At 57.2% G+C, this 26820-nt stretch carries 18 protein-coding genes, 4 pseudogenes and 1 riboswitch; of the genes and pseudogenes, 8 read left to right on the top strand and 14 right to left on the bottom strand.

Features of this window, described 5'->3' with window-relative positions; translation table 11 throughout:
* Window positions 1-180 precede the first annotated feature (180 nt).
* The gene (locus ML_RS17180) at window positions 181-309 is read right to left on the bottom strand and encodes a hypothetical protein (RefSeq protein ID WP_269147052.1); all 129 of its coding nucleotides are present in this window, start codon (window positions 307-309) and stop codon (window positions 181-183) included.
* Between the two features lie 1473 nt (window positions 310-1782).
* Here ML_RS17180 and ML_RS01520 point away from each other — a divergent pair.
* Entirely contained in the window at window positions 1783-2133 is a 351-nt protein-coding gene (locus tag ML_RS01520; RefSeq protein ID WP_111480956.1) for a DUF7937 domain-containing protein, read from the top strand.
* A gap of 193 nt (window positions 2134-2326) precedes the next feature.
* Complete coding sequence (locus ML_RS14775) at window positions 2327-2581, top strand: hypothetical protein (RefSeq protein WP_156517121.1); 255 nt, start codon at window positions 2327-2329, stop codon at window positions 2579-2581.
* Between the two features lie 1246 nt (window positions 2582-3827).
* Here ML_RS14775 and ML_RS01510 read toward each other — a convergent pair.
* The 4 genes and pseudogenes from ML_RS01510 to glnX all read right to left on the bottom strand — a co-directional run bounded on the left by ML_RS01510 (window position 3828) and on the right by glnX (window position 8789).
* On the bottom strand, window positions 3828-3992 hold the full coding sequence (locus ML_RS01510; protein ID WP_156511965.1) for a hypothetical protein: 165 nt from the start codon (window positions 3990-3992) through the stop codon (window positions 3828-3830).
* Window positions 3993-4190: 198 nt separating this feature from the next.
* Entirely contained in the window at window positions 4191-6467 is a 2277-nt protein-coding gene (locus ML_RS01505; protein ID WP_414085544.1) for a serine/threonine-protein kinase PknG, read from the bottom strand.
* Between the two features lie 26 nt (window positions 6468-6493).
* Window positions 6494-7471, bottom strand: a complete 978-nt coding sequence (locus tag ML_RS01500) for a glutamate ABC transporter substrate-binding protein (RefSeq protein WP_041323669.1) — start codon at window positions 7469-7471, stop codon at window positions 6494-6496.
* Window positions 7471-8789: pseudogene (glnX, locus tag ML_RS01495) on the bottom strand (protein kinase G-activating protein GlnX). The gene ML_RS01500 and the pseudogene glnX overlap by 1 nt, the downstream one beginning before the upstream one ends.
* 221 nt (window positions 8790-9010) lie before the next feature.
* Here glnX and ML_RS18390 point away from each other — a divergent pair.
* Window positions 9011-9588 (top strand): annotated as a pseudogene (locus ML_RS18390) (NUDIX hydrolase).
* On the opposite strand, the gene thiE reads toward ML_RS18390, so the two are convergent.
* On the bottom strand, window positions 9581-10288 hold the full coding sequence (gene thiE, locus ML_RS01490) for a thiamine phosphate synthase (protein WP_010907660.1): 708 nt from the start codon (window positions 10286-10288) through the stop codon (window positions 9581-9583). The pseudogene ML_RS18390 and the gene thiE overlap by 8 nt on opposite strands.
* Window positions 10289-10445: 157 nt before the next feature.
* On the opposite strand from thiE, the gene thiO reads away from it, so the two are divergent.
* The 3 genes from thiO to thiG are packed head-to-tail and all read left to right on the top strand — an operon-like array spanning window position 10446 to window position 12478.
* Window positions 10446-11468: a glycine oxidase ThiO gene (thiO, locus tag ML_RS01485; RefSeq protein WP_010907659.1), complete on the top strand. Its 1023-nt coding sequence runs from the start codon at window positions 10446-10448 to the stop codon at window positions 11466-11468.
* A 7-nt stretch (window positions 11469-11475) separates the two neighbouring features.
* The gene (thiS, locus tag ML_RS01480) at window positions 11476-11700 is read left to right on the top strand and encodes a sulfur carrier protein ThiS (RefSeq protein ID WP_010907658.1); all 225 of its coding nucleotides are present in this window, start codon (window positions 11476-11478) and stop codon (window positions 11698-11700) included.
* Window positions 11693-12478, top strand: coding sequence for a thiazole synthase (gene thiG / locus ML_RS01475; RefSeq protein WP_010907657.1), 786 nt, complete (start codon window positions 11693-11695; stop codon window positions 12476-12478). Before thiS ends, thiG begins: the two co-directional genes overlap by 8 nt.
* A gap of 678 nt (window positions 12479-13156) precedes the next feature.
* On the opposite strand, the gene thiD is transcribed toward thiG, so the two are convergent.
* A complete protein-coding gene (gene thiD, locus ML_RS01470) occupies window positions 13157-13996 on the bottom strand; it encodes a bifunctional hydroxymethylpyrimidine kinase/phosphomethylpyrimidine kinase (RefSeq protein ID WP_010907656.1) in 840 nt (279 codons plus the stop codon).
* Window positions 13993-15624, bottom strand: coding sequence for a phosphomethylpyrimidine synthase ThiC (thiC, locus tag ML_RS01465; protein WP_162618306.1), 1632 nt, complete (start codon window positions 15622-15624; stop codon window positions 13993-13995). The genes thiD and thiC overlap by 4 nt, the downstream gene beginning before the upstream one ends.
* A 3-nt stretch (window positions 15625-15627) precedes the next feature.
* A riboswitch (TPP riboswitch) is annotated at window positions 15628-15738 on the bottom strand.
* Between the two features lie 1722 nt (window positions 15739-17460).
* On the opposite strand from thiC, the gene ML_RS01460 reads away from it, so the two are divergent.
* Complete coding sequence (locus tag ML_RS01460) at window positions 17461-17670, top strand: hypothetical protein (protein WP_010907654.1); 210 nt, start codon at window positions 17461-17463, stop codon at window positions 17668-17670.
* A gap of 3348 nt (window positions 17671-21018) precedes the next feature.
* Here the strand turns inward: ML_RS01460 and ML_RS14765 are convergent.
* The 5 genes and pseudogenes from ML_RS14765 to ML_RS01430 all read right to left on the bottom strand — a co-directional run.
* Window positions 21019-21166: pseudogene (locus ML_RS14765) on the bottom strand (IS21 family transposase); the annotation flags it as partial.
* Window positions 21167-22584: 1418 nt separating this feature from the next.
* Entirely contained in the window at window positions 22585-22884 is a 300-nt protein-coding gene (locus ML_RS14760; protein WP_049769633.1) for an RNA-dependent RNA polymerase family protein, read from the bottom strand.
* 7 nt (window positions 22885-22891) lie between these two features.
* Window positions 22892-23142: pseudogene (locus ML_RS14755) on the bottom strand (RNA-dependent RNA polymerase family protein); the annotation flags it as partial.
* Between the two features lie 654 nt (window positions 23143-23796).
* On the bottom strand, window positions 23797-23940 hold the full coding sequence (locus ML_RS01435) for a hypothetical protein (protein WP_156511828.1): 144 nt from the start codon (window positions 23938-23940) through the stop codon (window positions 23797-23799).
* A 65-nt stretch (window positions 23941-24005) separates the two neighbouring features.
* Window positions 24006-24674, bottom strand: a complete 669-nt coding sequence (locus ML_RS01430) for a VTT domain-containing protein (RefSeq protein ID WP_010907651.1) — start codon at window positions 24672-24674, stop codon at window positions 24006-24008.
* Between the two features lie 132 nt (window positions 24675-24806).
* Between ML_RS01430 and fbaA the strand changes: the two genes are divergently transcribed.
* Window positions 24807-25844, top strand: a complete 1038-nt coding sequence (fbaA, locus tag ML_RS01425; protein ID WP_010907650.1) for a class II fructose-bisphosphate aldolase — start codon at window positions 24807-24809, stop codon at window positions 25842-25844.
* Between the two features lie 15 nt (window positions 25845-25859).
* Here fbaA and ML_RS01420 read toward each other — a convergent pair whose 3' ends face one another.
* Window positions 25860-26738 carry an Rv0361 family membrane protein gene (locus tag ML_RS01420; protein ID WP_010907649.1) on the bottom strand — a complete coding sequence of 293 codons (879 nt, stop codon included), beginning with the start codon at window positions 26736-26738 and terminating at the stop codon, window positions 25860-25862.
* Window positions 26739-26820: the final 82 nt, after the last annotated feature.

Here is a 26820-nt window from a genome sequence, read left to right as displayed (position 1 = left end):
TCACATTCGTCCGTATCGACCGGCAGCAGCTTGTCATCGCCAGCTGCGACTCCTCACCAACCGCGTCCGCGACTTCGGCCGGCGGGCACAATGGTGATTTCCTCCTCAGCCGCCAACGCCGACTGGGCCATCGTAGCAGGCGCGATGGCTAACGCTACGCCACACGCAAGCATAGGATCGTCAGGTAACCTCTCCCCGCATGGTCGACACATCGTCGACCTGGTAAGCAACATGCAGTGCAGTCAGCAAAACACCCACCAGAGAGAGCTCGGTCGGAGCGTCGAGCTGGTTGTTGAGCCGAAACATCATTGTGTCCAACGTGACGCTGACTTCGGCACCTGCCAGCAGGGTCGGTGGCGCGTACTAGTCTTCGACCACCCAACCCCATACCAACAGTGTCGCCGTCTCATCGCCTACCAGCACCACCGAACCTGGACGCCCCCGCATCAGCGCCGTCGCTGCCTCCGACTCGGACAGGATCGCGACGTCCCCTATGCCGGCATCTTCTAATGTCTGTCGCAGCTAGATCGGCTTTGGGCTGATCAGCCCAACACAGCCGCGTGGCCACCAGCCGGAGGCTCGCATCGACCAACAGCTGATCCGTGCCGACTGCGGTATCGGTCATTTTCTCGATTGGGTTATCAGCCAAGTCAACAATGGATTGGTCAAACGCATCACCCGAACCGACAAGCGTCAATCTGGCGGCCCGGCCTGCGACCAGCAACCCCCAAAACGACGTCCATCACGGATCCCCTTCCTCCTGGCCACCTCGTGGCTAGTATAATGGTCCTAGAATCACTGCAATGCGGTGCAGTCGGCAGCATCAGTCACTCAAAGCAACCAAGTTCACTCACAGCGCAGCATAACCAAGTTTCCCAGTGGGGAACGTTCGCCAAAGGACTGCCGTACCTTCGCAAAATTTTCTGTTCTCAGCCGCTGCCACAGCGTCCGAACTGCGAATATGTTCGCACGTAAGCGGTGCAGTCGACAAAATAGGGTGGTTCCCCCACTACACAACCAAACAAGCACCAATCACCAATATAGTAATTGTTCGTGCTTCCCTGGGGGCACCCGTGAACCAGAGCAACGGCGAGACGCCTAACCTGCACGATCGAGCGGCAGGCCGACACCGTGTAGGGCACCCCAGGCGCCGCCACCTCAGGACCGGACACTACGTAAGGACGTGTCTACTGGGACCCCCAGCACACAGCCGGATAGCCAACCCAGCGACGGAACCACATCCGCGACTTGGTCGCCGCTAATTTTGTCGTCGCCGCCCTGTTCTCTCCTTGGAGCCTCTATTTCGGTTGGGGGTTGGGCCACACCCGCCAGCAAAGTACCGTTATTTGGGCTCCTGAGGACGGTAACCCTGCTTTCTCTCAGGTTCGCTCGCCCGTAAACCTATGTGGGCCTGTGTAGGTTGTCGAGAGCTCGGTTCAAGCTTGCCCTGGCTGGCCGGCTTCGTCTGTTACTCAACGAACCCTATCTAACTGTCAATGGCCAGCTTTGTCGTCTCCGACGCGTTCCAAGCGAGTCCAATCCGTTGGATTAGTACACGTGGCCCGGCGGTGTCGGGCCCGGGGCCTGGTTGGGGGCAGCCGGCGCACTTGAGCACACAACCGATAATGACCGGCCCAGCCGTAGACGATGACGGGCACCGAAGGTGGCTCGGGTCTGGCTCAGATCATCAGCTACGCAGCAATGATCGGTACATCGCTCAGCACCATTTTCAACACGTGCTGGCGGGTGAGGTACGCGTTGCACTCGGGCGGTTAGTCTGACTTGGCCAAGAAAAACATCACGGTTATTGCTACAGCAATGATGTATAGCTTGGTGTCGCTAGCCGCTGTCCTCGTCACGGCCAGCTGGATTTTTCGCAGCACCAAGGCGTCCCGACTCTCGACTACCGGGCTCGAGATATACACGCTGGCCGCTGGGGTCCTAGTGTGGCGCCTGCCCACCGAACGCTACGTCGACGCGTTCCACGGCATTGCGCAGAACACCTCTACGGCGGGAATCGGATGCGAAGGTTATTTGGCATGGACAACTACCGCGGTGATTTTTGCACCCCCAATACTTTTCGCACTGCACAGCTACCGTGGCGGCGCACCAGAAGACGAGAGCCCCTGGTGAAAGGCTACCCGAAAAAGCTTACTGCTCATCGCGATGTGGTGCTTGGGATCGGTGTTGATGAGGATCACCGACCTCGGGGTCGCGGTGAGTGTGAATTTCCTCTTATCGCGCTACGGTACCATGACGCTGGCCGCGTTCGGATTTGACCACCACGGTCTTCGCGATCTAGCTTCGCGTCAACCTAGCCAACACCTTGCGCTCCGCGAGGCTTGATCTCGTCACTGTGCGGATTTCTCCTCACCATGAGCATTTCTCGGCTTATCGCGAGCATCTCGTTGGCACCATGGTTCCAAACACCACCGGATGGCATAACCTCGTCTACCGCAAGAACCTCGCCCACCAAATCACCAGCATCTTCGATGTGGTGTTGTGTTGGCTAGCTCTCGGCGTACTTGTCGCTGTCGTCATCACAGGTCATATCATTGGCCAACGTATGCGACACCAGTAACCCCATCCCGGAGACCACTGTGCCGGCATCCACTACAACAACAACCCGTATCCCAACTCAGTCACCTCAGATCTTCCGAGGCTCACCGAACCAAGACTCCGCCACGATCCAGACACGTATCGAGGCAACGAAGATCTACCGGCATCCGGGCTTACGTGAACTAGTTCGACGTTAAGGCGTGTTGGTGTTCGGTGGCACGCACGTTCGGATTGACGGGGTTGAATTGTACTTTGTGTGCATGTTCTGTTGTGGGGGTGGAGTAAAGGGTGGCGGTGTGTTGCAGTGTTGTGAGTTGATGTGATCGATCGTTAACCGTTCGTTTGGGTTGGGTGGGGGTGGGGATCGTGCGTGAGATCACCAGCAAGGGTGGGGCCCGCGTGTTTGCGGGTTGCTTTGGGGGTTGCACTGATTCGACACCAACTATGCTGGCTAAGACGCTCAATCGGGTTACTGAGCTTGTATTGCTTAGCTATGCAGTGAGCAGTGGGCCAGTGGCTTTAAAGGCCGGCAAGGTGAGCGTTGTGGGCAGCTGCGTACGGAGATAGACATGTGTGCTGGCCAAGAAGTACAGTCCCGAACAAATTGTGGGGGTGTTGGCCCAAAACCTATCCCGACCGGCCCGAAAGATGCAGGTGTCCTATAAAACACTTCAACATCGAGTCCAAGCTCAACCAACATGTGCGCACTGGGTGGATGTTCCGCACGCTGAGGGCACAGCACGCTAAAACCGGGCACCACCATTATTCTCTAGGTATGGCCACCACCAGTGCACGTCCCGCGAAAACTACACGACCGTGTGGTGCTCTAACCTCATAGCATTGGGCGGATGATGTAATCATCGGCAAAAATTAGACCCCCAAATCGGCGCCCTGGCCGAACACAAGTAGCGGATTCGTGCAGCTGCTACACCTATCCAAGGACCACAGCACTGATGTGATCACTGCGGCCATGATCAACCACAAGACAACGCCCTACCACAGAATCGCTGTACAACCCCAGCGTGAGACCAAGACCTCGAAACGACTCTCATACCCGCATCACCACGGCATCGATACCGACCTTTGCGACCTGACGCACCGACCCGCCAATACACTGACCCACCACCCTTTACTCCACCCCCACAACAGAACACAAAACACTTCACCCATCAACACCGCCACCCAAACCACTGTTACAACCAAACCATGAATCCAGCGTGCGTGTTTGTTATACGCCGTAGCTAAAGTTCTAATACAAGGTGCGGGGTCTATTTGTAGGTCTCGGCGATCTGCAAGATAAGACCCAACAGCCACCTCAGAAACGGCTCGGCCTCCTCATGGATCTCGATCATGCCAGCCCGACGCTGCGCTTGCAGATCGGTGACCACTTGCCTCAACGGCGCAACAGCTCCAGAAGGCATCTCCCAAACCACCGTCTACTCCTGGGCGTCTGAAATCAATGAAGTATGCGATGCACATAAGCTGCGATCCTGGAAGGGAGTCCTGGGATTACCGAAGACCCCGCACCTTGAAACCTTGAGAGAGTGCAGTTCCGTGTTGACTACGGTAATTCCACAGTTAGAATTCGCGCGCTGGATGCACGCAATCGAAGTCCTGAACGCACGCTAGCACTATAATGTACTCGTGGGCCGCACCTTGTTGGCCATGTCCACCAAAGTATAGCGGTGCCGTTGGGTGGGCGCGACTCGGGCCAGGCTGCGTAGCGAGGCCTCAACACCTAGTCGCAATCCGTGTTTCGTGAACGGAAAACCTAGGATGTGATTGGCGCTGGCCTGGTTATCGGCTAGCCAGTCCATCGCGCACCCCAGGACTAGAGCGCGGATCTGCAGCACACGTGGTTCGGTGGGCGGCAGCGTCTCCACTCGCCTGGCGGCGTCACGGATCTGCTGTTCGGTGATTTCGTTCGTGGATCGGCCGGACAGCAGTGTCACCGCACTGGTCAGGCGCGCGGTGGTGAAATGGCGCGAGGTAGGAGGCACTTCATCAAGGGTGCACACCGCACCGGTTCGGTCGCCCTCGGCTGATTGGAATCTCGCCAGCCCGAAAGCCGCTGATACCACGCCGTCATTGGTATGCCACACAGTACGGTAAAACTTATGCTCGTCGCTTTCGCCAGCCAGTTCGGCGGTGGCGGCTAGCGCGAGCTTGGGTGCCAGCTCGCCGGGAAAGGTATTCAGCACCTCGGTGAAATGTTTGGTGGCCGAGGCGTAATCGCCGGTGAGGAGATCGGCGACAGCACGGTACCAGACCAATCGCCATTGGCAGCTAACCCGATCGGCCAGGTCGTCGAGTTTCCGGTTGGCCTTGACCACATCACCCAGGTCCAGCAGCGCACGGACTTCCATCAGCGGCAGTTCAACCGACTCAGCCAAGTCGATACCCTGCGCATCCAGCATGCCGTGCCGGGCTGCTCGCAGCGAGTCCAGTGTCTGCACCGGCTGGGAGAGCACCGTCGCCTGCAGTACCGGGGCGGCCACGTCGGTCGGATCAACCAGTGGAACCTGCAGCGCCGTCACGATATCTTTGGCGGTGAGCTTCTCCGAATGCAACCTGCCGTCTAGATAAACATCGGTGTGGGCTACCAGCAGGTCCACACCGAATGTCGAGCGACTCGGGCTGAAGATGGTTGATAGGCCGGCCCGCGGCACCCCAGTGTCTTGGGCGACCACTTCCCGCAACACACCCATCAGCTGCGCGGACATCTCCTCGGCGGAGCTGAAACGGCGCCGTGGGTCGGGGTTGATGGCACGGTGCAGCAACCGAGCAAAAGAGTCGTAAGTAGTCAACACCGGATCGTCTTCGGGCAGCCCGTCCATGTAGCGGCCGTTGCGGGTGCGCAGGTTCAACGTGAGCGCCGCGAGTGTGCGGCCCACGGTGTAGATGTCGGTGGCCACCGTCGGTCCGGTACGCACGATCTCTGGCGCCTGATAGCCGGGTGTACCATAGATGCAACCGAACGAGTTGATCCGCGACACCGCGCCTAGGTCAATCAATTTGAGCTGCTCTTCAGTGAGCATGATGTTCTCTGGCTTCAGGTCGTTGTAGACCAAGCCGATGGAATGCAAATAGCTTAGCGCGGGCAGGATTTCCAGCAGGTAGGCGATTGCCTCGGCGACCGGAAGTTTCTCGACGTTGCCCTTTTTCGAGCCCCGCTTCAGCGATCGTCCACCGATGTATTCCATTACAATGTAGCCGACCGGATCCCCGGATGTATCTTTGTGCTCCACAAAGTTGAAGATCTGAACGATCTGTGGGTGCACCACCTCGGCGAGGAATTGCCGTTCGGCCACTGCGCTCGCCTGCGCCTCGGCGTCACCGGAGTGAACCAGGCCCTTGAGTACCACCGGCCGGTCGTTGACGTTATGGTCGAACGCCAGATAGACCCAGCCCAACCCGCCGTGCGCGATGCAACCCTTGACCTCGTACTGACCGGCGACGATGTCTCCGGGACTCAGCTGAGGTAAGAACGAATACGGGCTGCCGCAGTATGGGCACCAACCCTCTTTAGCCCCTTGGGCGCCATCAGCCTCCTGACCCTCCAACTCGGACCGGCCGACCGGCCGACCGCAATTCCAGCAGAACCGCTTGGATTCCGGCACCACAGGATTGGTCATCAAGGCCTCAAGCGGATCAATATCGCGCACCCGGCGGATTTCCACGAGTCCGCCGCCAAGCTGTCTGATCGGCGGTAATACCCTGGTCGCCGGCGTTATACGGTCTTGCGGCTCGGTGTCCACGCTGGGGACAGAGATATGCAAAAGGTCATCGTCGTCATCAAAATTAGGCCGGAATATCGCCTGGGTGGACTGCAGGCGCCCTTCCGTTGTGCCGGACGGCGGGTCTGCCCGCTGGGCGGCCTGGCCCACGTCTTCGGTGTCGTGGTCCATGTGTTCTCTCTTCATGGACTCGGCCATCAATCCACATACCTCGGTGTGGGCGGAGCTGGCGCCGGCCCAAGGACCGTTAACCACTTTCGGTACAACGTGATCCAGGTGCCGTCCCTACGGATGCGCTCTAGTGTGCCGTTGACGAACCGAACCAACGTGGTGTTGTTCAAGTTAATCCCTATGCCATAGGGCTGGGTGGCCATATTCGGCCCGACGATGTGCAAGTAGGGGTCTTCCTCGACTAGCCCGGCTAGGATAGCGTCGTCGGTGCTGATGGCATCGATCTCCCGCTGCTGCATTGCCACTAGGCAGTCAGCCCAGTTCTCCGCTGACACAATGATCGGCGGTGGTACCACCTCGCTAACTTGATGTAGCGAGGTGGTACCACGTGTCATGCAGACTCGTTTGTTGGATAGGTCAGATGGCTTCGTGATTGGTGAGTCACGCGGAGCGAGGATACGCTGTTTGGCATCAAGGTAGACGGTGGAGAAGTTCACCAGCTTGCGTCGCTTACAGGTGATCGTCATCGTCTTAACGATGATGTCAACCTCCGATTTCTGCAGCGCGGTGATGCGTGCTGCGGTTGACAGAATGCGGTATTCCATATGCGATGGGGTGCCGAAGATATCGCGCGCCACCTCGCCGGCGATGTCAATATCGAACCCGGTGATTTCGCCGGTGATCGGGTCGCGAAAGCTGAACAAGTTGCTGCCGATTTCGAGCCCGACGATCAGCCGGCCACGAGCGCGGATCTCGGCCACCGCAGCGTCTGCTTCGGCTTTTGTGGGAAAGGGGCGCAGGCTGGCGGTCGGGTCGCAGTCCTCCTCAGTGTTGTCTTGTGGCAGTAAGAGTTCCGGCGGCACTTGCTCCATGCCGACCGGTGTGGGTGGCGGCAGCGTTGGCATGCTGGCCACCGTCAGGAGTTCCGCATGGCCGCAAGCGGCCAGCATCATCGCCGTGGCGAGCACACTACAGGCGCGTTGGATCTTGAACTGGCGCGTCATCACCGATATTCCTTCAACCGCGGCCACAGGCCGAGGGCTACCGCAATGGCGACGCCCAGGCTGAGTACCATGCCCCCGATTTGGGCACCGGATAACCCGCTGCGCGCATTCAGGATGTCTTGGCGCAAGCGGGTGCGGCTTTGGTCCACCGTCCTGACCAACTCGTCGTCGAGCTTGTCAAACGCGGGGGTGGAGTCGTCCTCACCGCTACCCAGCGCAACCTTAGTAGCGGCCAGGTAGTTACCTACCGAGATGTAGGAGTTCATCCGATCATTCGCCTGCCGCCAGCGGACCAGCAGCTGGTCAACGCTTTGCAGGTCTTCCTTGTCTATGGCGTCGCTGCGGGACAAGTACTGGCCGATCTCTTGATGCATGGTGTCGATGCGGGTGTAGAACGCTCTCCTCCGGCTCTCGTCATCGCCGTGCCGGATCAGCGACAGCGTCTCGTCAGCTCGCGCTTGCTGAGCGGTGATCTGGACGTTGGTAACAGTTCTCAGCGACTCGGCCGCAGTGTCTTTGGCGCTACGGCTGGCGGTCGTGGAAATCGTTAATGCGGTTCCGACCCACATCACCATGACGAGAATGCAGAGCGCGCCCGCCACGAGCCCGAGGTTGATCCGGCGCCTGGTGCGCCGGGCCAGCCAGCGGTGGGATAAAGCACCGAAGACCACGGTAGTGGAGACGATAAGAATCACCGGGAGTGGAATTTGAGTGGATGCGGTGGTTTCGGTATCTACGCGGTTGGACGTCTCCTGGTAGAGCTCTTGTGCTGCGGTCAGGATTGTCGATTGCATCAGCCCCGATGCTTCCGACAGGTACGACGACCCGACCGGGTTGCCTTCCCGGTTATTGGTGCGGGCGATCTCGATCAACCCGGTATAGACGGCCAGTTCAGCATTGATCCGGCCCAGCAATTCCACCAGCCGGGTGTCGGTCAGTCCGCTCGACGCCCGGGTTGCCGCCACCGCGGCGTCGGTGACGGCCTGTTCGTAACGCAACCGGACGGTGCGTGGTTCAGCTTGGGCTATGAATGCAGTGGCCGCTGCGGCGTCGGCAACTGACAACGTGGTGTAAAGCCGTCCAGCTGCGAACGACAGCGGCTCGGTGTGGCTCAGCACAGTACTCAGCACATGTTGCCGATGGTTGATGGTTGTCGAGGTGGCGAACGCGCTGAGGCCGCCGAGAGCTGCCAAAACGATGCCGATGGTCAAGATGCGGCCCGGTGTGGTCGAGACGAACCACCAGCGTGGATGGACTGCGCACCCGTCGACCGAGACCCCAACGGCTCGGTCGACGGGTGCGCCAGCTCAACCGTCACCTCTGCTCCGACCCCATATCTTTCGACATTTTTGTTGGTCGTCTAGAACATCTATGAAGCAAATTCTAAGAGGATGCTGCGCGGATTGGATGAAAGCGGACCCAGTTAGTTTAATTCAGTATAGCTCTGTGGTCGTTCTGCCGGTTCGCAGGCACGCATCCGTCACCGAACAAGTAGTGCCTGAATATTCCTAGAATGCATGCCGAAACCATTACGGATGGGTGCTATCCGACCCGCAACGTCCACTACTGGGGTCGGTATGACACACCTGGTTTGTTGCTCCGAGCACCGCGGCCCGACGAAACCACCCCGCGTTGTTACTGCAGCATAGGGTGTCTTGGAGTCCAAGGCGGTACTTGGGGTTTGTTTGGGGTTACTCGGGATAACCACGAGACCCCCAGTGAGACCGCGGTACGCGAAGAAGCCCGACCTCATTGCGGAGCGACTCGAGGTACAGTTGATATTGGTGACGGCCAAAGTCTCCGCGCTCCGAACTACTACCTGGACCCATATCACGGTTGTTGCTGATGCCCGCGAATTGCTGCACACTGTGCGCAACCGGAAAAGTGCCAAATTACGCCATGTCGCCGAGTTCGAGGTGGGCAAGCCCGAACGGATTGTACTAGTTTGGCCGCCAACCGGCAACAGTTGCACATCACCCCGCTAGATCACGACGACCACCGCCGGCAGAGTCTGCCTCGCATCATGGAGATCGAGATGCGAGATGGGAGTTTGGGGGTGGTGTATGCCAAGTGATACGGCTCTGGCAGCGCTGCAGCTGAGTCAGCGTATCAGCTAGTTGCTGTCAGCGTCGAAATGAGTTGTTCGGCTGCGGCGCGGGGGTCGGCGGCCGCGGTAATTGCCCGCACCACTACAATCCGGCGGGCACCGGCATGGAGCACGTCGGGCAGCCGCTGCGCGTCGATACCGCCGATAGCGAACCACGGTTTGTCTCCAGCGAGTTCAGCGGCAGCCCGCACCAGCTCAAGACCAGGAGCCGGGCGGTCCGGTTTGGTAGGGGTAGGCCAACAGGGCCCAACACAGAAATAGTCGACCAGGCCAGCGTCTAAGGCGGCCACAGCCGCGGCAACCTGGTGCCGATCATGGGTAGACAGGCCGATCAGCATCTGGCGGCATACGATCTGCCTCGCCACACCAGGCGGCAGATCGCCCTGTCCCAAATGCAGCACGTCGGCGCCCGCCGCGCGGGCAATATCGGCGCGGTCGTTGACCGCGAACAAGGCGTCGTGTCTTCCCGTCGCGTCGGTGAAGATCTCGCACGCGGCCAACGCATCGCGCGCCTCCAGTGGGCCAAACTGCTGTTCACCGACCGAACCCTTGTCTCGCAGTTGGACGATGTCCACCCCGCCGGCCAGGGCGGCGTTGACAAATTGGGCTAAGTCGCCGCGTTCACGCCGCGCGTCGGTGCATAGATAAAGCCGCGCCTTGGCGAGACGGGTGGACAGACAGATCGCGGGCTGCCTATGAGGCTCCTGCACACTGCGACGCTAGCGTAAGATTCGAAGAACTTCAGTACACGGGAGTCCCCAGGCAGTCCGAATCTGCGGGGCTGAGAGTGGGCACAGCCAGAGTGACTGAACCTACCCTTACCCTCCCACACCTGATCCGGGTCATGCCGGCGAAGGGAGGTTCAAGATGCCGTCAGGCCCACCCGCGGGGTCGCTGGCCGTTATCGGCGGCGGCGTCATCGGGCTATCGGTGGCACGCCGCGCAGTGCAGGCCGGGTGGTCCGTGCGTGTACACCGGACCCACGAGCAAGGTGCGTCCTGGGTTGCCGGGGGCATGCTGGCCCCGCACAGCGAAGGCCGGCCCGGTGAGGAACAGTTGTTGCAGCTGGGCCTGAGGTCGCTACGGCTGTGGCACGAAGGTGGATTTACCGACAGGCTGGCTCCGGAGGTTATTACCGCGCGTGAGTCGCTGGTGGTGGCCGTCGACCAGGCTGATGTCGCTGACCTACGCACGGTTGCGGACTGGTTGTCCACGCAAGGCCACCCGGTGATCTGGGAATCTGCTGCCCGCGACATAGAACCCCTACTGGCACAAGGCATCCGACATGGTTTCTGGGCGCCTAACGAACTAGCAGTGGACAACCGGGCCTTGCTCGCCGGGCTGTGCTTGGACTGTGAGCGTCTAGGGGTGCGATGGGCCTCGCCGGTCAACGATCTGTCCTGTGTCAACGCAGACGCGGTAGTGATTGCCAATGGCATTGGCGCTCCTGCGCTGTGGCCCGGCCTGCCGGTCCGTCCGGTCAAGGGGGAAGTGCTGCGTTTGCGCTGGCGAAATGGTTGTATGTCATTGCTAAAGAGGTTAATTCGAGCCCATGTGCACGGCAGGCAGGTGTACCTGGTTCCGCGTGCGGACGGAGTAGTCGTCGGTGCCACCCAGTACGAACACGGTTACGATACCGCCCCGGTCGTGTCGGGCGTGCGTGATCTGCTTGACGATGCGTGTGCCGTGCTGCCAACGTTGGGCGAGTACGAGCTGGCTGAGTGCGCGGCTGGACTGCGCCCAACGACACCGAATAACCTGCCACTTGTGCACCGCCTAGATAACCGTACGCTGGTAGCTGCCGGCCATGGCAGATCGGGATTTCTGTTGGCACCATGGACAGCTGAGCAGATCATGTTCGAACTTGCCGCGGTCGGAGCCCAAGCGTGATCGTCTTATGATTGTCGTAGTCAACGAACGACCGGTCGAGGTTAACGAGCAGACCACCGTTGCTGCGCTGTTGGAGTCTCTGGGCTTCCCGGCTAGTGGTATTGCTGTCGCGGTAGAATTCTCAGTGTTGCCTCGATCTTACTGGGCAACAAAAATTTCTGAGCTCCCCGCTGTTACTGGGAGGTCTGAGCCAATCAGACTCGAAGTGGTTACGGCAGTGCAAGGTGGTTGAATCAAAATTCACAATTGGGGACCGCACCTTCACCTCGCGGCTCATCATGGGTACCGGGGGAGCCGCTAACTTGGCTATATTAGAAGAGGCGTTGATCGCCTCAGGCACCGAGCTGACGACAGTAGCGATCCGCCGGGTCGACACCGATGGTGGATCCGGATTGCTCAAGCTACTCAGCCGGCTTGACATCATGCCGCTGCCCAATACCGCCGGGTGTCGCAGCGCTGCAGAGGCGGTGTTGACCGCACAACTGGCCCGCGAGGCGCTGAACACCAACTGGATCAAACTCGAAGTGATCGCAGACGAACGCACCCTACTGCCGGATGGACTTGAATTAGTAAGAGCAGCAGAACAATTAGTTGACGCTGGCTTTGTGGTTCTGCCGTATACTAACGACGACCCTGCGCTGGCTCATAGACTAGAGGGCACTGGCTGCGCGGCAGTGATGCCGCTAGGTTCGCCGATTGGCACTGGCCTCGGCATCAACAATCCACACAATATCGAGATTATCGTAGCGCAGGCTAGAGTCCCGGTGGTGCTCGACGCCGGAATCGGTACTACAAGCGACGCTGCCTTAGCGATGGAATTAGGCTGCGACGCTGTGCTATTGGCTTCTGCGGTGACTCGAGCCGTCGACCCTCCGACCATGGCCGCCGCGATGGCCTCTGCTGTGACCGCCGGCTATCTTGCACGCCGGGCCGGGAGGATCCCAAAACGCTTCTGGGCGCAGGCTTCTAGCCCGGAACTGATGCGGACCGGTGAGGAGTTGGGCAATTGAACTTCCTCCCGGAGGTGAGCCGGTATATTGCACTGGGTAGTTCGATGGTGGATGGTACCAATATTCGTTTCCCGTGCTGCTGGCGTGCCATGTAGATTAGGTTGATCAGCGCGGCACTAAACGCATTTGGTAGCCGAACGACTCAACCTGCAGCTTGTCGACGTCACCTTTTTCTGGCACCGGCACTGCCTACCTATTGGCCGAGCCACTAGCACAGTGCTCCGCTTTAAATTGCTGCGTTGGACAGTTCGGAGCCTTTGGTCACGATCACTCTTGGGAAGCAAAGACTTGGATACGCCCCGTTTCTGATGACTGCTGTGCTGCCTCGGGTAGCGTGCCATCTCCCGGTAATCGGTGGCCTTATCCCGTTAACTGCTGGACCGCGATGCACGCGATCGAGCGCTTAACGGGGTGTTCGATTCGTGGTACAGGGCCCGTCGGGTAGTGTGCCAACACGCCCCACGCACCCTGGCTTTCTTCGTCGACTACTTGACACTAGTGCCACCCTGCGGGTGTGCTGGCTCTGCCAGGTTATATAGCCAACCGCCCCGCCCCCATTTGTCGCAGACTTGTTGCAGCAGTGATGATTCCCTATTTCTCCGGCGGCGTGGGTGAGGACCACAATGCTATCAGGGGCGGCGGTTCCTTCTTCCTGCTGTCGGTGATTTGCTCGAGTTATCATGTCCTCTGAAATAATGGAGAGACTGGGCCGTGGCCACGGCCCAGCGGATAGGCGTCGCGCAGGCATTCGGTAACCCAGCGCTTACCGAAGCCAACTGCGTCCGGCACAGTGTATCCGTGTGCTAGCGCGCAGGACACCGCAGCCGCCAACGTGTCACCGCCGCCGTGGTCGTTGCCGGTCTGCACCCGCGGCGCATCGAACTCGTGGAAGGCAACGCCTGCGGAAGAGCCACCGTAGAGCAGGTCGCAGCTGCGGTCCGATGACCGCAGGTGTCCCCCCTTGACTAGTGCCCACTGTGGGCCCAGGGCATGCAAGGCCATCGCTGCCGCACGTTGCGATTCGGTGTCGACCACGTCGATACCCACCAGTAGACGCACTTCGTCGAGATTCGGCGTAACTACCGTGGCAAGCGGAAACAATCGATCGCGAAGTGAATCCATGGCCTCACCCGTTAGCAGTGGGTCTCCGTGCATAGATGCGCACACCGGGTCGACGACCAGCGGTGTCGTCAATTCGAGCCGCAGCCAGGTCTCTGCCACCGCGGCGATGATGCTTGACGACGCCAGCATACCGGTCTTGGCCGACTGGATGCCAATGTCGGTGACCACAGCCTTGATCTGACTGGCCACGATTTCGGCGGGGATTTCGTGAAAGCCTTCGACTCCCAATGTATTCTGTATAGTTACCGCAGTTACCGCAGTGCATGCATGCACACCCAGCACGGTCATGGTGCGCATATCAGCCTGGATTCCCGCGCCGCCCCCGGAGTCCGACCCGGCGATGGACAGCACCCGTAGCGGTGTCGTGCCCGGGGGCGGCGCTGGCAGGTAGTTCACTGCGTGAGCGGCAGATACACACGATTGCCGTGCTCGGCGAACTCGGCTGATTTCTCCGTCATCCCCATCTCGATGGCTTCTTCAGTGTCGAGTCCGTGCTTGGCCGCATATACTCGTATATCAGCGGTGATCCGCATAGAGCAGAATTTCGGCCCACACATCGAACAGAAGTGCGCCGTCTTAGCCGGCTCGGCCGGCAACGTCTCGTCGTGGAACTCTCGTGCGGTGGGGGGATCAAGCGATAGTGCGAATTGGTCGTTCCAGCGGAATTCGAACCGTGCCGTGGACAGTGCATCGTCACGTTCCTGCGCGCGAGGATAGCCCTTGGCCAGGTCCGCTGCATGCGCGGCGATCTTGTAGGCGATCACGCCGTCCTTGACGTCCTTGCGGTCTGGCAGACCCAGATGCTCTTTCGGGGTTACATAGCACAGCATCGCGGTACCGGCTTGGGCGATAACAGCCGCGCCAATCGCCGACGTGATGTGATCATAGGCCGGTGCGATATCGGTGGCCAACGGGCCCAGCGTGTAAAACGGTGCCTCCTCGCACAGTTCCTCTTCTAGCCGCACGTTCTCCACAATCTTATGCATCGGGATGTGTCCTGGTCCCTCGATCATGACCTGTGCACCATGGACTTTCGCGATCTTTGATAGCTCCCCCAGAGTGCGCAACTCGGCGAACTGTGCAGTGTCGTTGGCGTCGGCGATTGAGCCGGGTCGCAGTCCGTCACCAAGCGAGAAAGTGACGTCGTAGCGCGCGAAGATATCGCAGAGCTCCGCAAAGTTTGTGTACAAGAACGACTCCCGATGATTGGCTAAACACCAGGACGCCATGATTGACCCACCGCGGGACACGATGCCGGTGACCCGCTTTGCGGTCAACAGTACATATCGCAGTAGCACACCGGCGTGCACGGTCATGTAATCCACACCCTGTTCACACTGCTCGATCACGGTGTCGCGGTAGATCTCCCAAGTTAGCTTGGTTGGATCGCCCTTGACTTTTTCCAACGCCTGATAGATCGGCACAGTGCCGACCGGCACCGGCGAATTGCGCAGGATCCACTCACGCGTTTCGTGAATGTTCTTGCCGGTGGACAGGTCCATGATTGTGTCTGCACCCCAGCGAGTGGCCCACACCATCTTGTCGATCTCCTCGGCGATCGACGATGTCACCGCCGAATTGCCGATGTTTGCGTTGACTTTGACCGCAAATGCCTTACCGATGATCATCGGCTCGATCTCAGGATGGTTGTGGTTGGCAGGAATCACCGCGCGGCCAAGGGCGACCTCGACGCGCACCAACTCGGCGGGCATGCCCTCGCGGTCAGCGATGAACGCCATCTCCGCAGTAATCTCTCCGGCACGGGCCCGCTGCAGTTGTGTGCCACGGTCACGGATCACGCCGGGCCTGGGCGGCAACCCGGCCGTCAGGTTGATCACCGCATCGGGATCGGTGTAGGGCCCGGAAGTGTCGTAAAGGTCGAAATGGGCGCCGGTGGATAGATGTACTCGGCGGAACGGTACCCGCAGGCTAGGTCCGCCATCCGGGTTCGCTACTTCTCGGTAAGCCTTGCTGCTTCCAGGGATCGGTCCGGTGGTTACGGATGGTTCAGTGGTTTTCGACAAGGTTTCAGTCATTATTCATCTCCCTACGCCGGCATTACCCGGTCAGGTTCATACGGTCGACGGCCCCGATCCGTCCTCTCAGCGCACTTGGTGTGTGCTCCCGCGTGGTTTTTTGTTGTTCCCCTCCATTCGAAATTCTAGCGCAGTGTTCCAGTGGTTAGTATGCGCGGCAGGTACAGACCAGGATTAGCCATCGCTATGGCAGCTGTCGATTGAGCGGTGTTGTCTACAACAAAACTGTTGGTCTAGCAAGCAAAAGTATTCGGCCGATCGTGTACACATCGAGGATTTGCTCGATCATGCATTGCACTCTGAGGAGTTGTTTTCGAGTCGTCACAGTTTCGTAGACACTTCGAGCGGTGTGCACAACACGATCGTAGTGGCCGACCAAACATTGGATTGAATCTAGCACGGTATTGGGCACCGCGAACTACTAATCGACCTCACTTACACGATTGACGACACCCGGCTAGAGACGCGGCACGAGACCCTTGACGTGACGCTCCCTCACTACGTTGATTGAGCGCCATCACTCCCCACATAGATCGCGTTCGAATGACTATATCGAAGCTAGGTTCAGTACTTTAACCTACGTAGTGTGATATCGTTTTATACATCCGGCCACGATCGTATCTTGTTGTGAGCCTTCTTCGTTAAGAGGCACGGCTCTGGACTGACATCACAGAACCGTACAATTGGTCACCAATTAGCACATAGCAACACTGGCCCAAGTCTATACATGAAAGCTACCCGCTTTACATAGCGGGCTATCAGCTAGGTCGTTTAATAGCAAATTGACGAACATCGCATAATTTTTGCAAAAATTAAGGAATTAAGTATTTTCTCTTCGCTGAAAGATAAGACAATATGCTGGCAAGCACAATGCGTGTCTTCCGTTGAGGATTAACACCAACTGCTAGCAGCCAGCGGCATTGCTTGAGCCGCACAAGATATCCAGTGCCTCCTGCGTGGACGTTGAGTTCGATGTCAAGATAGCCGACGAGCACAACAGCACTGAGCGCCCTATGAAACTAAGTGCGACAAGACCGATCCAGCACAGTCGTCACTAAGATCGTGAAGTTTGCACCCCAACTCATTACCTTCGATGTCTACCCAGCGGTCAAATGTGTCGTAATTCATGCTAAACGGTGTGTACGATGCCCTCCGCGATAGCCGCGAAGCCCGATACATCTTCTGTGACGTGGCGCGTTATGGTGTTGTCGAGTATTGTCGACTCCAATCTGAAAAGTCGTGTCTAAGCTTTTATTCAGGCCGGTCGATGTTGTCACCGTTGTTCACCACACCAACGGCATTACCTAATACGGCCTGCATCGCCCGCTTTGCCAACTAGCATGGATTGACTGCTGTCGCTTTAACATGAGTTGCTACCGGCGTGCAGAAGGGTATGCGCTCGGCAGGTCTCGTGTAGGAGAGATTGTTGCCAGTAAAGGCAGGGATCTCGGAAGAGCTAAAGGTTATGACGTGACGATTTCATGAGCTACCAGCTGCCCATCAGGCTCAGGAGGAGATTGCCATGTGGATTTTGTGCGGTGGAAACCCAGCCCGTCGATCTTATCCATCGATTGGGAAGTTTAGGTGCCCCATGACTGCCGGCGGCTCGAAGCCTCCCGTGACGCTTGCCCACAAGATCGATAAGTTTTTCCAAATCGTCCGTGCACCGAATGAGGAATAGCATACTAATAAATGAGGTTTCGGCGGTGTGCTAGGAGGTTGCGGGAGACAGCTTCTCGCCTACATAACCTATGGCAGGTTGTGTACGACCAGGCGAAGACAATCCGATGAAGCGTCATTGCAGACATTGGCTGATTTTTCGATGTGCCGGTTGCCTACTTCTTTGATGACGACCCGAGTAAGCAGATCCAAACAGAACTGGAACTGCTTGGAGCAGTGTGCAATATGGGGGTTAGCAATATCGCTTTGTATGCGGCGAACCATCGCCAGACGAGTTCAGGAACCGTCAGCGACATTATCGACAAGCTCGTCAAGCGTGAAGCTCTCGAACGAACTGATGGCAGACACGGCTAGAACAACTTGAGCGCAAACGATTTCAAGTCATAATCACTATGGCAGTAGCTACTCATGAACGCCAACTGATGCCCAGCACTTCAATTTCGGCAACATGCTTATTTAGCATAGGATCCAGTTAAGTTCAAGTCCCTTGACAGTCGCAATGGATTCCAGCCGGTACCTCATGTTACGCTAGCCAGGTTTCCACGTTGCTGCAAGGACGGTATAGGCTGTACATGTGATGTGTGTGCGCTAGTAGCGCACTCGACATCTTTGACCAGGAGTTCGCACGGAAGCTTTCGTCGCCGTTGTCGGAAACCTAACCGCTGACACCGGGATGCGGTTCACAGACCGGTTCGATTATCGGAGTTTAGCCATGCCAACCCCGCTGGATATTTTTCCAACTAGTGATGCCGATGATATCGTATGTCTGCGGCGACGGCTGGTAGCCAAGCTGGCTCTGCGACGACGGGACGAATCGACTGCTCAGGCTTCGCAGTTGATTGATCTTAATAATGTGTCAACTCCAGGAGGTCTGCGAGTTCTACTTCGTTGACCGCATCGCTATTCTGCTACTGGCTGTCATACTCGGCGAGCTGCTTGGACTGCCTGATGACGCTCGCGATCGATCACTAGCACGGGCGAATTCAACGATGCACCCGGCCAGGGCTGCCGCGAGCATGAGACACGTTAGCTAGCATGCAGTAAATTATTGGACTTGACAGCCACTAGGGGTAGCGACCCAGACTCTGCTCACCCGGTTGATCGCAGCCAGTAGTGTTAAAGCCAACGAACTGGCCAGGCTGCTGTTCTAACTGCTCTTTGTTTGGTACTTAAAGTGCTCATAGACTTGCTGACTGGGTCGGTGCTGACGTTGTCGAGTAGGCATGAGCAACTCTAAAACTCTTTACTTCGGCTCCGACCAGACCTCAGCGGTCGACGCACTATTGTGCTTTCTCTCACCACCAGGGTTGGCTGGACCGCGCTTCGCAGTCACCGATGTTGAGATCGGTCAGCATACAGTCGTCGCTGGACAGACGGTACGGTTATATCTTGCATCGGCTAACCATGATCCACAAAGATTTAACTGTACCGACGAGCTCGAACCAACCCGACCCGCACCCCATACCGCAGCGGCGGCCGTGCTCAACCAGCTCTATATGCGCTGGCCGGGTATTTGCGTAATCGACCGCGGGGATACAATTATCTGGTGTTACGGATTTCACTACCGCAGGACGCTTACCCTACCAGGGAACCGAGCTTAACATCATCGCCGGTATTTGAAAAGCGCAGACTCAGCGAACTGCAATTTAGTAAAAACCAATCTCGAATGTAACTTGGGAGACGTGAATCCGAAATACAGAGAAAGTAACAGCATTCGGTTACGTTGGTACTCAACTAGACTCAATCAACTCGATGCACACGCCGATGGTACGCGACGGTCAAACAGTCGAGGTTACGTACCGAGGCTTAGCCGAAGACGTCGCCAAGACTACGGTTATACTTTTGTTGACTAACCGTCTGTGAAAAGCTGCGCAACTGACAAACTAACCGAGCTAACTTGGCGAATAGGTTCACAGTGACTCAGCTAGCCAAGACGTTGACACAGCAGTGGAGTAGGCCGATGTGCCTGCGTACGGAACAGCTTCCGGTAGAAGAATTCTCGAGGCCATACTAATTGCTTCCGATATCGATATCATAGTTTACCACCTCCTGACTAGCAAGGTGCATCAGTACCACATTGCCTACCACGAATTTGGCAATGTGCTTGCTGGCAACCACCAGGTCGTATCCGAAAATTATGCACTACATCTGCTCGCGTCGAGTATCGATCCCATCCCTCGTGCGAAGTATCCTGGACCGTAGCTGATCATAAAGCGACGAAGAACACTAAGCCGATCGCATAGTAAAATGCTTATTTTCAACACGCTACATACGGTCATCATCAGGAATGGATGACGACAATCGAGACTGAAATCAGAATTCTTTTTGCGACTCTAGTCACCGGGGCCTGACCCGAGGTGCAGTTCGCGATAACGTACACAGCAGTGCTGGTGCACTCGCTAGCGTGACGTTGATCTGGCGACTGAATCTAGCAATCAGAAACCCTCACAGTTCGGAACGGTGGGCGGTTACAGTAGCCATAGTTTGTTCAGCAATAGGCTTCGAAGGTGCAGTGCTCCATATTCTACCAGTGGATCGGGGCGCGTGAGCAGTATCCCCAGTCTCGCTAGCCTGATAGACTCGGCCATCCTCACCGCCGCACTGGTCGACATCGTGTGTACCGCCTACAGCACAAACCGCATGTCACGCTGCACCGGAAACTTCGGTCTCTCGCCTTCGCCGGACGATGGCGGTGAGCCTCATTGTAGTCACTGCCATAGCAATCCTTCTTTTTTCGCATCACCAGTGCATGACCAAAGTGACCCAATCTATTTAAAATACCACTATAGCACTATGCGATGAGTGGTACCTCTGACATCTTCTTGGAAGATTGATCTCTGCACGTATATCTTCAGGCTTCTATGCTTGATTGTGCTGTGCACCCACTAGATAAGTGCTTGTGCACGCCCAAATCTAATTGCGCAGCGTCCTGTTCCTGCCGGTTCTAGGGTCTAGAGTTACGATCGTATACAGCATCGGCAAGGCAATGGCCATCACCGCCACCTATGCGGGAATCTCCATGTAATCGTTGAACATCGCGGTCGCCCCAACTTCCGTTAGCCTCGATGCGGCGAAATGCTGATCGGCTTACTGTGCCTTTCAAGGACCCTGCGAACTAACGGAGCAGTGCAGCTAATGTGGACACTCTACCGACGGCGTCCTTTGTGGTCAGATTTGGGCAACACGCTCACCTACACGATATGAATAACTACAACGATGCAGCAATCTATTCGGACTTGTCTGTACCGTAGCGTTATAGAAAATTGTGACGCCTTGTTTGATTCTTCAACCACACTTGCGTCCGGAAACAACCACACGAGCCGAACAACTCGCCGTCACACGGCACATCATAAATTAGCAAGCGTCCCACAGCTGGGTCGGTGGAAGTGGCACGAATCGTCTCCCCAGTGAACGCTCATAGCAGTAGCTCGGTGGCCACCGACCCTAATGAGGTTTTTCACCAACCTGACCAGCTCTCGTTCGTTGGCGAGGTTCGCTGGCTTGCTGAGGTTGCCATACGTACCAACCCTCTCCGTTCGTTCCTGCCCTTCTCGACAAACTCGATGATGAGGTCACTTCCGGCACATCGGACAACGGAGACCAAAAACCTCTCGCATGCAGATAAAATCCGTAACCGCATCGGCTTGGTTTTTGCCCGGGCAACACCGACATTTCAACCGACGAAAACCACAGATCGCACTAAGCGATCTCCCCGGTCAAATACAACGTACGTGATGCTGGATTCGGGGGTAGATACACCAGACGTAGCTTAGCCACCCAAGCAACACTACCTAATCGATCGAGTCCAATCAATCCGCTTAACGATCACCGTCGATAACATCCTAGAATAATCTAGCAGAAATTATCGAAGCCCGGTACGAAATCCATAAACAATCAAATAGCATTATCTAAAATATATTTAGATTGCTTATCTCTACACCAAATTAACGATATTATTTAGTATCCCTACTACCCAAGAGAAGCCTTTATTAACATTTTCTCAGCCCAGTGTTATGTGGACGCCAGTGATGCGTAAAATAATTACAGATACTGATGATAAAAGTTGAGAACAGCCACGTTCTGTGTGATTAGATAAGGCACGTGGTGGCGATGTTATCTTCGTGTTAATGCGGTCCCGATTTGGTTCACTCCGAATTCATTTCATCCCATAGCAGTTTCAACGATGGTGACACGGGGTGCTTTCTTGCAACCGATCCCAACCACAAACCATCAGGTCAAACCGTTGCAGCTAGTCAATGTCGCCAAACATGAGTTAAGTCAGGTCTGATGTGTTCGCTAGTGTTGTGTGTTGGTGATTGTTTTAACGTTTGATTTTGTTGAGGGGGTGTCTGCGGTCTGGGTTCAGGTGAACGGTGTGGTGTGTTCGTTGTAGGTGGGGATCGCGGTTTCGAGGTTGTTGATATCGGTGAACGTGTTGTGGCGGGTGATGGTGGTGAAGAAGATTTTGGTTATGTGTCAGCTATGAGCAGCTTGTCGGTGTGAAGTGCAGTGTGGCTTGCTGGTTATCCTGTAGCCAGGATCGGCTGCTGGGGGTTTGTGGGTTGGCGTAGTTGTCGCAGATTGGGGCATGCCTGTATGTGTGGGTGTGTTTTGGTGGCGAGTTTGAAGGTAGTGGCAGAATCGGTTTGGGTGTGATCCAGCTGCTTGGGTCTGGGGCTTCATTGTCGACGCTAGAGCATAATCGCGGCCGCGGGTTGAGTAGGCCTGGGGCGCGGTGTGGGTGTATTACTTTCGGTCCGTTTCCCAGACTGGTCGCCGATCCTGGTGTGCGCGTCTTTGCGCACCGGGCTTTTCATGGTCACTACCGTTAGGCGGTGGGAATACTGGTCCAAGGGTTGGGTATTGTGGTGATTTGGTAGCGGTACCGGGTGACCGGTATCGAGGTCGGGTTCAATAGGGTGGTCTCTTCTGCGTCAATCGGTTTTCACCGTTTTTCGGAGGTGGTGAACTGCCGGCGAATGTCTTTCCATCTCCGGCGATACAGTGCTCGAAACCACCGATGGTTGATCTGTGCCAGCACGGCCCCCGGATTGCGCTGTGATTTCCTGTTTGCCAGGGCACGGATCTTGGCTTTGACCGACCGTCGTGCCCGGTCGGCGATACAAGTCCTAGACATGCCCACGTGGTCGTTGCCTTCTTGGGTGTCCACCCGGTGTGGAAGCCGCGAAAGTCCATACCAGTTACCGAAGTGCGCGGTCTTTGTCTTTGCAGTCGACAGCTGCAGACCTAGAGGCGTAAGCATCGAGTTTATTTCGTTTTGCAGGCCTCTGGCGTGTCTGGTCGCCATGTGCTGAGTACAACGCAGTCGTCCGCTACGCGGGACGACTGCGTTGTACTCAGCAGGCCTGTGACGCGGCGCCGACTAGGCAGGTAAGCAGTGGACATCGAGCCGCACGGTTTCCATGGCTGCATCCGATACTCATCGAGCCCAGGCAAGGCGATGTTGGTCAGCACCGGCGACAAGATATTGCCCTGAGACGTTCCGGTGTGAGTGTTCTGGTGCTCACCAGACTCGGTGAGCACACCGGCCTTAGAAAACGCCTTCACCAGGACCAAGTACGCGTTTATCCTTGACTGGCAATAGCATCCGCTCCAACAGAGCAGAATGTGAGATAGAGTCACAGCGCACCTCAATGTCTGCATACAGCACCCACCGATAGCTTGTAGTGCTGTATTGGTGAATTTCGGCGATCGTGTCCCTGAGATCGCCGCTTGGGGGCGGAATCCAGGGGAGATCGGCTCGAAAGCGGCCTCGACGACAGGCTCCAACACCAGCTTCAACGCAGCCTGAACGACTCGATCCGCAGATTGTCCAACAACCCGCTACCTCGACGATTTCCTCAACATGGGCTCCGGTCCGGGCGTCCACACCAGCAGTATTCGCCCCATAGTTGCCCGTGACCCAGTCAAACGCCACCAACAATGTTCGCCGGGTCACACACGAGATTGAACAGGTCATCAAACCTGCGGCCACGATCGACCGACGATGACCCCAACCCGATAAATCGTGTTGGCCACACAACACCCAAGCAGGACCTAGGACGATTCCTCCCCTTCCCGACGCCACCCAAGGCCAAGGTGCCCCCGCTTCACCGTTCCTGCTGCGACAGGCCCGGCGGCGAAGATCTCTCACCTTCACTGCCATGCCAATCATCAGCACTTCGTGACGCACGTGGATCCAGGTCGAGCCCGACCACATCACGCCGTTTGGTCTCCCACGTCGGGGTCGGTAACGAACTTGAAGGTCTTCACGCGATGCGACTGGATGCCCCCACTTATGCCAGATCCGCGCGGCCAAGGAAAACGAAATCCCCCACAGCCATCAACTGCTCCGGTGACGGGCCGCTCCGACGCTGAACGGCCGATTCGCATAACATCGCCGACCAACGTCTCTACGAGCACCATGACCTCATCGATCACCGAAGCACGTCCCGTCCCCGGCGTACCCGAACCGCGATATCAGTATCTAGCCACTCCATCGGACACCAACCACACAATCCACGCCCGTGTCACCTGCCCCACCAGCACCCACAACACCCTCGTCAACCACCCCAGCCGACCCCGGTCGCCATCGCGCAACTCCAAGACAGCAACCACATACACCGCCCACTTACCTCAACCAACCACACCTAAACGCCTCAAAACCACCCACCACTAGCTGCTTGGGTTCAGTCTGGTAAGGCGAGTTCGCTTTTGGCTGTTCGGCTCTGCGACCGATAGCCGTGCCAGGCCGCAATCAGCGCTGGCAGCAGTGACACGAATAGAATGCCCAGGATGATTTTCTCTAAATTCTGGCGGACGAACGGCACGTTGCCCAGGAAGTAGCCGGCAACCGTGACGCCTCCGCCCCAGAGGATGCCGCCCACGATGTCGAACCCCAGATACAATGGATAACTCATATAGGATAAGCCCGCGATCACCGGGGTGAACGTCCGCATGAACGGCAAGAAACGGGCTAGGATGATCGTCCATCGCCCGTGCTTCTCGAAGAAGGCGTGCGACTCGGTTACGTAGTGCTGCTTGAAGAAGCGTGAATTTTCTTTCTTGAACAGTGCGGGGCCGATGCGCCGACCGATGAGATACCCGATCTGATCGCCTAATACCGCTACCACCGCTACGGAAGGGGACAACACCCAGATATCGATCGTCCCCTTAGTGGCCAACAGCCCCCCGGTGAACAGCAGTGATTCGCCAGGTAGCAATGGGAACAGCAAGCCGGTTTCGACGAAGATGATGACCAGGGTGGCGGGAAGCATCGCCGCCGCGAAAAAGCCCTCGGGACCAATCCAGAACATCGGGTCGAGGGTGGGCGGCAAGGCCACTATGGCGGTGTTCATGACGTCACAACATACCGACCGAAACACGTAGCCTCTGCTGGCTGTGGACAAAAAATCCTGCGCAGATTGGCTGCTAACCGGCATTGGGATGTTGCGATACTGGATAGACTCAGTTTTCAGGAGGGAAGTTTCATGCCTATCGCAACACCGGAGATCTACGCCGAGATGTTGAGACGCGCCAAGGAAAACTCATACGCTTTTCCGGCCATCAACTGTACGTCTTCAGAGACCGTCAACGCCGCTATCAAAGGCTTTGCTGACGCTGGCAGTGACGGCATCATCCAGTTTTCCACCGGTGGTGCGGAGTTCGCCTCCGGGCTCGGCGTGAAGGACATGGTGACGGGTGCGGTAGCGCTAGCGAAGTTCACTCACACTATTGCGGCCAAGTACCCGATCAACGTTGCACTGCACACTGACCACTGTCCCAAGGACAAACTGGACAGTTACGTGCGCCCTTTGCTGGCGATCTCGGCTAGAAGGGTAGCGACCGGTAAGGATCCGCTGTTCGGATCGCACATGTGGGATGGCTCTGCGATACCGATCGATGAGAATCTGGCCATAGCCCAAGATCTGCTGAAGGACGCAGCGGCCGCCAAGATCATTCTCGAAGTCGAGATCGGTGTGGTCGGCGGCGAGGAAGACGGCGTGGCCGGCGAAATCAACGAAAAATTATATACTACTCCGAAGGATTTCGTGAAGACGATAGATGCTCTGGGCGCCGGTGAACACGGCAAGTATCTGCTGGCTGCGACGTTTGGCAACGTGCACGGTGTCTATAAGCCTGGCAACGTTAAGCTGCGTCCCGACATCCTGGCCGAAGGTCAGAAGGTGGCAGCGGCCAAGCTCAGTCAGTCTGAGGGCTCGAAACCGTTCGATTTTGTGTTCCACGGCGGTTCCGGTTCGGAAAAGTCGGAGATCGAGGAGGCGCTGCGGTACGGTGTGGTGAAGATGAACGTTGACACCGATACCCAATATGCATTCACTCGCCCAGTGTCCGGTCACATGTTCACTAACTACGACGGCGTGCTTAAGGTCGACGGCGATGTGGGCAATAAGAAGGTGTACGACCCGCGCAGCTATCTTAAGAAGGCCGAAGCATCGATGACCGAGCGGGTGCTTGAGGCCTGTAACGATCTACGTTGCGCCGGAAAGTCGGTGGCGGCTAGTTGACAGTTGACTGTTGAGTTAGCCGCTAGGGGACTGGCAGATCTTCCATTGATCGTCGCAGAACTGCAGGTCAAGGCTGCGTGTCGAGCGGACCTGTGGGTCGTAGGCCATGAACGTGGTGATGTTTGCTTCGGCGTGTTGGCCGTTCACGACGACCTGGTCGATGCTGGCGATCACCGGATATTGTTTGGCCGCTGAAACTCTGTGGTACGTCTCGTCCCACGAGGACTCATCGTACTCCACGTAGCCGTCGCGGGTGGTACCGCAGGTTATAGAGCGCAACGCCGTCAGGTTGCCGGTTTGCACCGCGACGTCAAAGCTCTGGATGGCGTGCCGAACCTGTTCTGCCGGCGAGGCTTTCACGTGTTTACCACGGGTCAGCAGCACGGTGCCGAGAATTGCGATCGCCGCTAACGCCAACACCATCATGAGCAGCGCCACCACCCAGCCCCAATGAAAATGTCGAGCTGACCGCAACTTAGTTCCTAGCACGGGTGGAATCGATTGTGGTACAGCAGCTTTTGGGGAAATCCCTAGATGTCCTGGTGGATCGGACGAGCTTAAGGGAGGGTGGATGGCTTCGGTCGCGGGATCCGGTGCAGTGGCCATGATGGCGGTCGCTCTGGCGTCGAAGCCGGGTGCGGTGAAGCGGCGCTCGTGATGCTGTCTGTCTGCCCCGGGATCTTGGTCTGGCTCGGTTTTGGTTAGTACCATCGCCTCGGTTTCCGAGTCGCTATGCGCTAGTGGGTAGCCTGCGGCGATCTCTTCGCCGTGAGTCATGGCCGGGTTGTCTTTGGCTTCGGGTAGATTGGACACGACGTTCTTATCCAAAGTGCGTGGAGCCAACCCGGGGCGGTTTAGTGTGATGCCGCGTTCGGGCTCGGATGCATTAGGCATTTAGCGCTCCTGTCTTCCCGCTATCGAGTCAATATTTAGAGTTTAGCGACTCTGGACCCGGATTGAGGCGTGAGTCGATGTG

Origin of the sequence: Mycobacterium leprae TN, assembly GCF_000195855.1 — a bacterium.
GTDB lineage: Bacteria > Actinomycetota > Actinomycetes > Mycobacteriales > Mycobacteriaceae > Mycobacterium > Mycobacterium leprae.
Note: the sequence above shows the minus strand (reverse complement) of the source record. Positions and strands in the feature narration are given on the sequence as shown.